The organism is Sporolactobacillus inulinus (genome assembly GCF_006539285.1).
GTDB classification, from domain to species: Bacteria; Bacillota; Bacilli; order Bacillales; family Sporolactobacillaceae; genus Sporolactobacillus; species Sporolactobacillus inulinus.
Genome location: NZ_BJMS01000221.1, coordinates 1 through 839, shown reverse-complemented (window position 1 = coordinate 839; position 839 = coordinate 1). Strand labels below are relative to the sequence as shown.

Sequence of the window (839 nt, the reverse complement as noted above, 5' to 3'; positions counted from 1 at the left end):
GAATGTCTATATATTTGGTAGATTTTACATTGTGAAGGAGGGACATGTGCCGATGTCTGGGTACCCAGAGATATGTGCATCCCAGGAAATTAGTGGTATTTACTCAGAAAAAATCGAAGAAAAAAGGCAAAAATTATTAGATACCGCAAAAGAATATGGAACGTTCTCCAAACAGACATTGAAAGTCAGTCAGGAACTTGACCAACTGATTATTGAGATCCAAGAGAAATATTCACCATTGCGTGAACGTGGTGCCGCATTTTAATCAGATTAGTCAAGAATTTCCCAAATGAATGAAATCTTTCCGGTGTACAGCCGGTTTTATTTTTTCAATATATGTAAGCGCTCTCTTATATGCTGACAAAAATCGCCTGCACAACGTTAATACAGGCGATAATTCTCTTTATGTACCCAAAACCATTCGCGTAATGCCCGTGCCGCTTTGTCCCCTATTTTAAAGAACCCAGTTCAATAAATGATAGATTAATGCAGCAATCAGTGCGGTAAACGGCAGTGTAATGACCCAGGTAACGACAATGTTCAGAGCCATCTTCCAATTCACACCACGCACGCGTTCAGCAGAACCAACGCCTAAAATTGACGAAGTAATGACATGGGTTGTACTGACTGGAAAATGAATCATCGTAAATCCGAAGATGATGGTTGCAGATGTTAAATCAGCGGCTGCACCGTTAATCGGTTGAATTTTCATAATCTTGCTTCCTACCGTATGAACAATGCGCCATCCGCCCACCGATGTCCCCATCGCCATCGCCAGACCTGCTGCAATACGTACCCAAAGTGGAATTTCTACCTCAGTCAAATAATTGGATGCAACC

At 41.6% G+C, this 839-nt stretch carries 2 protein-coding genes; one reads left to right on the top strand and one right to left on the bottom strand.

All coding sequences use genetic code 11. The features are described 5' to 3' along the window. Positions 1 to 265, top strand: a 265-nt coding sequence (locus tag SIN01_RS14840) for an aspartyl-phosphate phosphatase Spo0E family protein (RefSeq protein ID WP_244935265.1), incomplete at its 5' end; no start/stop codon positions are given. A 189-nt stretch (positions 266 to 454) separates the two neighbouring features. On the opposite strand, the gene SIN01_RS14835 is transcribed toward SIN01_RS14840, so the two are convergent. Further along, positions 455 to 839, bottom strand: a 385-nt coding sequence (locus SIN01_RS14835; protein WP_047034777.1) for an inorganic phosphate transporter, incomplete at its 5' end; no start/stop codon positions are given.